General features: G+C 73.1%; 7 protein-coding genes. 3 read left to right on the top strand and 4 right to left on the bottom strand.

From position 1 onward, the window contains the following. Positions 1-124: 124 nt before the first annotated feature. The 4 genes from ACFY30_RS21950 to ACFY30_RS21935 all read right to left on the bottom strand — a co-directional run bounded on the left by ACFY30_RS21950 (position 125) and on the right by ACFY30_RS21935 (position 5,882). On the bottom strand, positions 125-2,641 hold the full coding sequence (locus ACFY30_RS21950; protein ID WP_390846839.1) for a DUF3488 and DUF4129 domain-containing transglutaminase family protein: 2,517 nt from the start codon (positions 2,639-2,641) through the stop codon (positions 125-127). Next, the gene (locus ACFY30_RS21945; RefSeq protein ID WP_390846838.1) at positions 2,638-4,020 is read right to left on the bottom strand and encodes a DUF58 domain-containing protein; all 1,383 of its coding nucleotides are present in this window, start codon (positions 4,018-4,020) and stop codon (positions 2,638-2,640) included. The genes ACFY30_RS21950 and ACFY30_RS21945 overlap by 4 nt, the downstream gene beginning before the upstream one ends. Continuing rightward, on the bottom strand, positions 4,020-5,057 hold the full coding sequence (locus ACFY30_RS21940) for an AAA family ATPase (RefSeq protein WP_390846837.1): 1,038 nt from the start codon (positions 5,055-5,057) through the stop codon (positions 4,020-4,022). The genes ACFY30_RS21945 and ACFY30_RS21940 overlap by 1 nt, the downstream gene beginning before the upstream one ends. Before the next feature lie 282 nt (positions 5,058-5,339). Further along, positions 5,340-5,882 (bottom strand): beta-class carbonic anhydrase, encoded by a 543-nt coding sequence (locus ACFY30_RS21935; protein WP_390846836.1) that lies wholly within the window; start codon positions 5,880-5,882, stop codon positions 5,340-5,342. A gap of 330 nt (positions 5,883-6,212) precedes the next feature. Between ACFY30_RS21935 and rsmH the strand changes: the two genes are divergently transcribed. From rsmH to ACFY30_RS21920, 3 genes are read left to right on the top strand one after another with little or no spacing between them, the layout of a single operon-like run. Next, positions 6,213-7,169: a 16S rRNA (cytosine(1402)-N(4))-methyltransferase RsmH gene (gene rsmH, locus ACFY30_RS21930; protein ID WP_390846835.1), complete on the top strand. Its 957-nt coding sequence runs from the start codon at positions 6,213-6,215 to the stop codon at positions 7,167-7,169. Between the two features lie 49 nt (positions 7,170-7,218). Further along, positions 7,219-7,755 carry a septum formation initiator family protein gene (locus tag ACFY30_RS21925; protein WP_390846834.1) on the top strand — a complete coding sequence of 179 codons (537 nt, stop codon included), beginning with the start codon at positions 7,219-7,221 and terminating at the stop codon, positions 7,753-7,755. A 5-nt stretch (positions 7,756-7,760) separates the two neighbouring features. Beyond that, a complete protein-coding gene (locus ACFY30_RS21920; RefSeq protein WP_390846833.1) occupies positions 7,761-9,722 on the top strand; it encodes a peptidoglycan D,D-transpeptidase FtsI family protein in 1,962 nt (653 codons plus the stop codon). Positions 9,723-9,837 lie beyond the last annotated feature (115 nt).

The raw sequence follows: 9,837 nt of genomic DNA, 5'->3' as shown, positions 1-9,837 counted from the left end.
CGCCCCCCCCCGCGCCGGCGCCACCCCCCCCGTCTGGCGCCTCGCCGCCTGCCGCCGCCCCCCCCCCCCGCGCGGCCCGCCCCCCCCCGCGCGCGCCCCCCCCCCCCGGCTCCTCCGGTCGCGCTCAGCCGCTCTGCTGGCCGGACGGGCGGCGTAGCAGGGCTGCCAGGTGGGCCGCCCGGGATGTCCAGGACGCCTTGACGGCCGCCCAGCGGTCCGCGAGGTCCCAGAGCGCGCGGACGGCCGACCGAGGCGCGAGGACCGCCCGCACCCGTGTGGACCAGCTGACCCTCGCCCGCAGTGCCGCCCGTACCTGGCGGACGTCGTCCGACAGCCCGGCCTCGGCCCGCGGGCGCGGTGCGAACAGGACCTGCTCCACGGCACCCGCAACCCGGTGCACCGACCGGCCCACCGTCTCGTCCAGCTCCCCGATCCGGACGATCCGCGCCGCCGCCCGCCGGGGGGTCAGCGCCTCGTCCGGTTCGACGCCGTAGTCCCAGGCGGTGTCGATCAGCTCGCGCCAGACCGCCAGGACATGCGCCACGGCAGCCTCGGCCGCCTCCTGGGACGGCGGGTCCAGCCGGATCGCCGAACCGGTGCCCTGCGCCCCCGGCCCGTCCGGGTCACCGCTCCCGCGCCGGCCGGAGGCGTCCCCGGCCCCGGTGCCGGCCCCCGAGTGCTGGGCCGACGCCAGCCGCACCGACCGCCGTCTCAGCCGCCACAGCATCGGCAGCAGCGGCAGGGCCAGTGCCGCGGCCCCCAGCAGGATCCAGCCGGCGATCTCGTACCACGGGGTGCCCTGTTCGCTCTGCTCCGCCCGGTCCAGCGGCAGCGCGGCCCCGCAGCCCTCCAGCTTCTTGTCCTGCGCCGAGCAGCTCGTGCTCGCCGACGGCGCGGCCGACGGCGCCGCGTCCGCCGACTGGGAGGACTGCGGCAGGTCGGGAGTGGTCTCGCCCGGCGTGTCCTGCACCGTGTACGTGGGCGTCGTACCGCGTGTCGGCGTCGGCTCGAAGCGGGTCCAGCCCACGCCCTCGAAGTACAGCTCGGGCCAGGCGTGCGCGTCCTTCAGGCCCACCGCCACCGAGCCGTCCGCCTGCGGGGAACCGGGCGCGAAGCCCACCGCGACCCGCGCCGGTATGCCCAGCGTGCGGGCCATCGCCGCCATCGCGAAGGAGAAATGGACACAGAAGCCCTGCTTGTCCCGCAGGAAGCGGGCGATCGCGTCGCGGCCGGTGCCGACCTCCACGTCGGTGTCGTACTCGAAGCCGCCGGTCACCGCGAAGTAGTCCTGGAGCGCGACCGCCTTGTCGTAGGCGCTCGTCGCGCCGGCCGTGATCTCGCGGGCCTGCCGCGCCACCACCTTCGGCAGCGAGTCCGGCACCTTGGTGTAGTCGTTCCTGATCGAGCCGGGCGCCCGGGGCGCCGCGGCCAGCTGCGCGGCCGTCGGCTGCAGGTCGAGGCTCTTCACCTGGTACGTTTTGCCGCTGGTGTTCTGCCCGTGGTCGCCGACGAGGGTCATCCCGACCGGTTCGTACCGCCAGTTGCCCTTGATCTCCACGCTGCTCGGCGGGTACGGCATCGGCAGCCAGTCCTGGGCGTAGCCGTCGGCGGCCGAGATCCGGGTGGTGATCTCCGCGCGCTTGATGTCCGGGCCCAGCCCCGTGGGCGTGGGGAACCGGTCCGGCACGGTCACGATGTGGCGCTTGGACGGCTTCCACGTGGTGCCGTCGAAGTCGTCCAGGGACACGATCCGCAGGTACATGTCCGAGAGGTCGGTGGCGTTGGTGCTCAACGTCAGGACCTTGCGGTCCTCGTCCACGTTCAGACTGTCCCGCAGCGACACCAGCGGGTTGACCGCGGAGATGGTGCCCCCGCCGCCGGTGCCCGCCCCCACGCCCGCCCCGGCGCCGGCCAGCAGGCCGCCCTGGATCGCCGGCAGAGGCAGCAGCGGCACCACGAGGGCCACGCCCAGGGCGGCCACGCCGATGCGCCGGCCGGTGCGCACCGGGGCCACCGGCCCCGGCTGTCCGCCCGGGGTGCGCGGGGCGCCCGCGAAGACCCGGCCCCACTGGGAGAGCCGCTCCCGGCCCTCGGCCAGCAGCAGCATCAGATAGCCCGCGGCGGCCACCAGGAACCACACCCAGTCGCTCGCCCCGTCGGACAGTCCCGCGGCCACCGAGTACAGCGCGAGCAGCGGCAGACCGGCCGGGGCGGCGTTGCGGAAGGTCACCGCGAGGGTGTCGACCGCCAGCCCGATCACCAGCACACCGCCGACCATCATCAGCCGGATGCCGTCGGACAGCGGGGCCGGGATCGCGTACCGCCCGACGTCGTCGGCGCCCGCCTGGAACAGGTCCCCGAAGTGCCGGAAGGCCTCCGGGCCGGGGATCAGCCCCAGCAGGGCGTGCTCCCGGGCGAAGAGCAGGGTCAGCAGCACCAGCGTGACCAGCGCCTGGGCGGTCACCGTCAGCGGCCGGGCCAGCGGCACCCGGCGCGCGGCCGCGCCCACCCCGGACTGGATCGCCAGCAGGAACGCCGCCTGGAGGATCCAGGTCGCCGGGTCGACCAGGGGCAGCAGGGCGCACGACGCCGTCAGCGTGGCCGCCGCCGAGCACAGCGTCAGCCGAGCCCGTCCGCTCATGATCCCGCCTCCCCCGCACTCGTCCCGCCCGCGATCACGACACCCGCCCGCTCCCGGTCGGCCTGGCGCCACAGCTCGTTCAGCGCGGCGCCCCGCGGCACGCTCACGGCGGTCCAGCCCGCCTCTCGCAGCATCCGCAGCCGCTCCTCCTGCCTGTTCATCGGACGGGCCGTGCCGTTCGGTTCACGCCCCCACGTGTCGCTGTCCAGCAGGAAGGCCACCGCGCCCCCGCTGCGCTGGCGCATCTTCGCCGCGATCGCCGCCTGCTCCTCGTCGATGTCGCCGAAGAAGGCCACCAGCAGCCCCTCGTTGCCGCCGCGCAGCACGTCGTACGCCCGCGACAGGCCCGCGCCGTCGGAGTGGTCGACCACGGCGAGGGTGTCCATCATCAGCCCGGCGGCGTCCGCCGACTCCTGGCTGGCCCCGGCGAACCCGTCGGCGCCCTCGCCGGGCACCGAGGTGCCGGTGTCCGTCAGCAGCCGTACCGAGAAGCCCCGCTCCAGCATGTGCACCAGCACGGACGCCGCGCCGGAGACCGCCCACTCGAAGGCCGAGTCAGGGCCGGCCCCCGCGTAGGCCACGCCCCGGGTGTCCAGGAGCACCGTGCAGCGCGCCCGCTGGGGCTGCTCCTCGCGGCGCACCATCAGCTCGCCGTAGCGCGCGGTCGAACGCCAGTGCACCCGGCGCAGATCGTCGCCGTAGCGGTAGCCGCGCGGGATCACGTCGTCCTCGCCCGCCAGCGCCAGCGAGCGCTGCCGTCCGTCGCCGTACCCCTTGGCCTCGCCGCTCAGCCGCACCGGCGGCAGCGCCTCCACACGCGGGATCACCGTCAGCGTGTCGTACGTCGAGAAGGCCCGGGTCAGTTCGCACATGCCGAACGGGTCGCTCAGCCGCAGCTGCAGCGGGCCCAGCGGGTAGCGGCCCCGCAGGTCGGAGCGGACCCGGTAGGACACCTCGCGCCGGCCGCCCGCCTCCACCCGGTCCAGGACGAAGCGGGGACGCGGGCCGAGGACGTAGGGCACCTTGTCCTGGAGCATCAGCAGGCCGGTCGGCAGCCGGGAGACGTTGTCCATCCGCAGATGGACGCGGGCCTCGCTGCCGGCCGGCACGCGCGCGGGGGCCAGCCGGCGGCTGCCGGCGACCCGGTAACGGGTGCGGTAGACGACGGCCGCGCAGATCAGCGGCAGCGCGGCCAGCAACAGGCCGACCCGCAGCAGATCCGGCTGCCCGAGCACGTACGCGCAGACGGCGGCGGCTATGCCGGCGGCCAGGAAGGAGCGCCCCCGGGTGGTCAGCCCCGCCAGGGCGGTCCGGGCGCCGCCCTTCTCGGCGCGGCCGCCCCCCGGCTGCGCGGTCTGCCCGGTCCCCCCGGTGGCCATCAGAGCCTCCGCGGCGGCTGCTGGGGGTACGCGGGCGTGCTCTGGCCGAGCCCGCCGTAGGCGTGGTGCTGGGGGCCCGTGGGCACCGGGGTGCGCTGCAGGATCTCCTCGACGACCTGCTCCGCCGTGCGGCGGTTGAGCTGCGCCTGCGCGGTGGGCAGCAGCCGGTGGGCCAGGACGGCCACGGCGAGGTTCTGCACGTCGTCCGGCAGCGCGTAGTCCCGGCCGCCGAGGGCTGCGGACGCCTTCGCCGCGCGCAGCAGATGCAGCGTCGCGCGCGGCGAGGCGCCGAGTCTGAGGTCGGGGTGGGTGCGCGTGGCGGCCACCAGGTCGACCGCGTACCGGCGAACCGATTCGGCGACGTGGACCCCGCGGACGGCGTCGATCAGCTTCACGATCTCGTGCGCGTGGGCCACCGGCTGGAGGTCGTCCAGCGGGCTGACCCCGCCGTGCACGTCCAGCATCTGCAGCTCGGCCTCGGGGCTCGGGTATCCGATGGAGACCCGGGCCATGAAGCGGTCGCGCTGGGCCTCCGGCAGCGGATAGGTGCCCTCCATCTCGACCGGGTTCTGCGTGGCCACCACCATGAAGGGACTGGGCAGTTCGTACGTCTGCCCGTCAATGGTGACCTGGCGCTCCTCCAGGGACTCCAGCAGCGCCGACTGGGTCTTGGGCGAGGCGCGGTTGATCTCGTCGCCGATCACGATCTGCGAGAAGATCGCGCCCGGCTTGAACTCGAAGTCACGCCGCTGCTGGTCCCAGATGGACACGCCGGTGATGTCCGAGGGCAGCAGGTCCGGCGTGAACTGGATACGGCGCACCGAACAGTCGATGGACTTCGCCAGTGCCTTGGCCAGCATCGTCTTGCCGACGCCGGGAACATCCTCGATCAGAAGATGCCCCTCGGCGAGCAGCACGGTCAGCGAAAGCCGTACGACCTCGGGCTTGCCCTCGATCACTCCCTCCACCGAACTGCGGACACGCTCCGCAGTGGCGGTCAGATCCGTGAGGCTCGCTCGCTCGTCATAGGTCGTCACCCGGCCCTCCTCGGCCCGTACATGTTCGGGCCGACGCTCCGTACCGCGGACCGGCCCACCCCGAATCACGTGCGCCACCCGCGAAATGTTCGGCGTGGCGTCACCACCGCATTCTTGCTGCCGTTACCGATTCGTGTCACTCGCCTGTGGACAACTGCCCGCGTTATGTCGGTTCTATGGCCTTTGGGGTGGCCGAGAGTGAGAAATCAACAGCGAAACGACAGCGAACTGCGGCGGACGACGACGGTGCGTCGCCGCCCGGCGGCAGGCCGCGTGCGCCGGTCAGGCGGGGTCGATCTCGCGCAGCAGGCCCGTCTTCACGTCGAACACGAAGCCGCGCACGTCGTCGGTGTGCAGCAGGAAGGGCGAGGTGCGCACCCGCTGCATGGACTGCCGGACGTCCTGGTCGACGTCCCGGAAGGCCTCCACCGCCCAGGCCGGACGCTGGCCGACCTCCATCTCCAGTTCGTTGCGGAAGTCCTCGGTGATCGCCTCCAGGCCGCAGCCCGTGTGGTGGATCAGCACGATGCTGCGCGTGCCCAGCTTGCGCTGGCTGATGGTGAGCGAACGGATCACGTCGTCGGTGACCACACCGCCCGCGTTGCGGACGGTGTGACAGTCGCCGAGCTCCAGACCCAGCGCCGCGTGCAGGTCGAGACGGGCGTCCATGCAGGCCACGACCGCCACGTGCAGGACGGGGCGCGCGTCCATGCCCGGATCGGTGAACGCGGCGGCGTACCGCTCGTTGGCGTCGACGAGGCGGTCGGTCACCGTGCCGCGTATGGCGCCTTCGGACTCTGTGGTTACGGATGCGGAAGTCGTCATAACCATGACGGTACTGGTCACGCGGCCCGCGGTCCCGTTGTGAGAACGGAAAAAGAGCGTCATCACGCCGCGTTTGTGAGGTAAGCCACAGGGGTGAGGCACAGCCACCCGGCCGGGTGATTTCCGCGGGTACCCCGCTTCGTGGCGGCGGCCGCCCGCGACGCGCAGGCCGGTTGATTGACCGCGAGACACCGTGGACTAAAGTGACGCGAAGCGGGAGGCGGTGATCTCCCTGCTGGACTGAATTCCCCGCGTGCCGCGGCAGGCCTTCCCCATACGAGAGGGCGGGGACCCGGCGGTGCGTCTTCCCGCCGGATCTGAGAGGGCCCCTTGAGCCAGAGTCGACACGTCCCGGTGATGCTCCAGCGGTGCCTGGACCTGTTGGCCCCTGCCCTGCAGCGCCCCGGAGCGGTCGTCGTGGACTGCACGCTCGGCCTCGGCGGCCACAGCGAGGCCCTGCTGACGCGGTTCCCCGAGGCGCGGCTCGTCGCCCTCGACCGCGACAAGGAGGCGCTCAGACTCTCCGGCGAGCGGCTCGCCCCCTTCGGTGACCGCGCCACCCTCGTGCACGCCGTCTACGACGAGCTCCCGGACGTGCTCGACCGGCTCGGCATCGCGCGCGTGCAGGGCGTCCTGTTCGACCTCGGCGTGTCCTCCATGCAGCTCGACGAGGCCGACCGGGGCTTCGCCTACGCCCAGGACGCGCCGCTCGACATGCGCATGGACCAGACGACCGGCATCAGCGCGGCCGAGGTCCTCAACACCTACCCGCCCGGCGAACTGGTGCGGATCCTGCGCGCGTACGGCGAGGAGAAGCAGGCCAAGCGGATCGTCTCCGCGATCGTGCGCGAACGCGACAAGGAACCGTTCACCAACAGCGCACGGCTCGTCGAGCTGATCCGGGCCGCCCTGCCGCAGGCCGCCAAGCGCACCGGCGGCAACCCGGCCAAGCGCACCTTCCAGGCGCTGCGCATCGAGGTCAACGGGGAGCTGTCCGTCCTGGAGCGGGCGATCCCGGCCGCCGTCGAGGCGATCGACGTGGGCGGCCGCATCGCCGTCCTGTCGTACCACTCACTGGAGGACCGGCTGGTCAAGCAGGTGTTCGCGGCCGGGGCCGCCACCACCGCGCCGCCCGGGCTGCCCGTCGTCCCCGAGCGCTACCAGCCCCGGCTCAAGCTGCTGACCCGCGGTGCCGAACTTCCCACCGAGGAAGAGGTCGCCGAGAACCGGCGCGCCGCCCCGGCGCGGCTGCGCGGGGCCGAGCGCATCAGGGAGTCCATCGAATGAGGGGCGCGCGGCGGGCGCAGGTCGCAAAACCGGACGCGGGGGAGGGCGAGTGAACAAGAAACCCGAACTCAGGGGGAGGGCCGCCCGGCTCGCCCGTCTGTTCCCCGAGAGGCCGCGCCAGGCGGCCCGCACCCCCTTCGTCCTGCTCGTCGTCCTCCTGCTCGGCGGCGGCCTCATCGGGCTGCTCGTACTGAACTCCGCGCTCAGCGAGGGCGCGTTCCACAAGGACGACCTCCAGAAGGACACCAAGAACCTCACCGACGAGGAACAGGCGCTCCAGCGGGACATCGACTCCTACTCCGCCCCGGACGCCCTGCAGCGCCGCGCCCGTGAGCTGGGCATGGTCCCCGGCGGCGACCCCGCCTTCCTGGACCCCGACGGCACCGTGAAGGGCGTGCCCTCGGCCGCGGCCCGCCGGTCCTCCCAGAGCGCCGCCGAGATCGTGCGGCCGCCCGAGGCGATCACCCTCTCCCAGACGACCGCGTCACCGTCGTCCTCGCGGTCGCCCGGCCTCCCGAGCGGGGCTCCCGCGGGGAGCGCGGCCCCCGCTCCGACCGCAGCCCTTCCCACGACCCCCGGCAGGTGACGGAAGTGTCCGACAGGGAACCGCCCCGCCGGCGCGTGCCCGGCCCCGCCCGGCCCTCCCGCCCGGCCTCGGCCCAGCGGCGGCCGGGCCCCGGCGCCCGCCCGGCCCGCCGTCCGGCCGCGCCGCGCCCCCCGGCCCCGCGGGTCATCCGGCTCGGCAGCCCCCGCCCCCGGCTGCGCATGGTCGGGCTGGCCCTGACCCTGGTGATGGCCGCCTTCGTCGTCCGCCTCCTCCAGGTGCAGGCGGTCGACGCCGGCACGTACGCCGCCAAGGCGGACAGGAACCGCTACGTCGGCCAGGTGCTGGCCGCCGAGCGCGGCGAGATCACCGACCGCAGCGGGATCGCCCTCGCGAGCAGCGAGGACGCGTACGACATCACCGCCGACCCCACGATGTTCAACCGCGAGAACCTGAAGATCGACGACGGTCCCGAGCAGGCCGCCGCGCTGCTCGCGCCGATCCTCGGCCAGGAGCAGTCCACGCTCGTGGAGAAGCTGCGGCCCAAGGACAGGAAGGCGCGCTACGCCAAGCTCGCCGGCCGGCAGACCCCGCAGGTCTGGAAGCAGATCAAGGACCTGAAGTCCGCGCTCACCACGAAGGCGGAGTCGGACGGCACCACGGTCAACGTCCTCGCGGGTGTCTTCTCCGTGCCCAGCAGCAAGCGCGTGTACCCCAACGGCGACCTCGCCGCCTCCGTACTGGGCTGGGTCAACGCCGAGGGCAAGGGCGGCGGCGGCGTCGAGCAGGCGCTGAACAAGACCCTGACCGGCAAGGACGGCAAGATCCGCTACGCCCAGTCCGGGGGCCGTCAGGTGCCCACCGCCGGTTCCACCGAGACCCCCGCCGTACCCGGCTCCGACGTGGAGCTGACGATCGACCGGGACATCCAGTGGGCCGCCCAGAACGCCATCACCGAGCAGGTCAAGGCGTCCAAGGCGGACCGCGGCTACGTGATCGTCCAGGACACCCGCACCGGCGAGATCCTCGCCATGGCCAACTCGCCGGGTTTCGACCCCAACGACCTCACGACCGCGAACCCGGACGCCCTGGGCAACGCGGCTCTCCAGGACGCGTACGAGCCCGGCTCCACCGCCAAGATCATGTCGATGGCCGCCGTCCTCGAGGAGAACGCCGCCACCCCGCTCACGCACGTGGTCGTGCCCAACCGGCTGCACCGCGGCGACCGGCTCTTCAAGGACGACATCGACCACCCGACCTGGAACCTGACGCTCAACGGCGTGCTCGCCAAGTCCAGCAACATCGGCACGATCCTGGCCACCGGCCAGCTCGGCAAGACCCAGGCCGAGGCCAACCGGGTCCTCTACTCGTACCTGCGCAAGTTCGGCATCGGCAGCTACACCGGGATCGACTTCCCCGGCGAGACGAAGGGCATCCTCGCCCCGCCGGACAAGTGGTCGACCTCGCAGCAGTACACGATTCCTTTCGGCCAGGGCGTGTCCCTCAACGCCCTCCAGGCGGCGTCCGTCTACTCGACGATCGCCAACGGCGGCGTCCGCGTCGAGCCGACCCTCGTACGCGGCACCCAGGGCCCGGACGGCCGCTTCACCCCGGCCCCCGCACCCGAGAAGAGCAGGGCCGTCAGCGAGAAGACGGCGAAGACCCTCGCCCGGATGCTGGAGTCGGTCGTGGACGACCAGGAGGGCACGGGCACCAAGGCGCGCATTCCCGGCTACCGCGTCGCGGGTAAGACGGGTACCGCCAACCGAGTGGATCCGGCCACCGGCAAGTACAAGGGCTACACCTCGTCGTTCGCCGGGTTCGCCCCCGCGGACCAACCGCGCGTCACCGTCTACTGCGCCATCCAGAACGCCACCCAGGGCAGCTACTTCGGCGGCCAGATCTGCGGACCCATTTTCAAGCAGGTCATGGAGTTCGCCCTGAAGACCCTGCAGGTCCCGCCGACCGGTGCCAAGCCCGCCAGCCTTCCGGTGACCTTCACCCCCTGAGCCCCGACCGACCGCCAGCCCCGTCCGTACCGTTCGTCCGCCCCGTCCACCCCGTCCACCCGTCCCGTCCAGTGCCGCCCGCCCGTGTTCAGCGCCGAACCAGCCAGGAACCAGC

The organism is Streptomyces sp. NPDC000345, from assembly GCF_042898825.1.
Classification (GTDB): domain Bacteria; phylum Actinomycetota; class Actinomycetes; order Streptomycetales; family Streptomycetaceae; genus Streptomyces.
The sequence above is the reverse complement of the archived record's forward strand: the minus strand, read 5'-3'. Positions and strand labels throughout refer to the sequence as shown.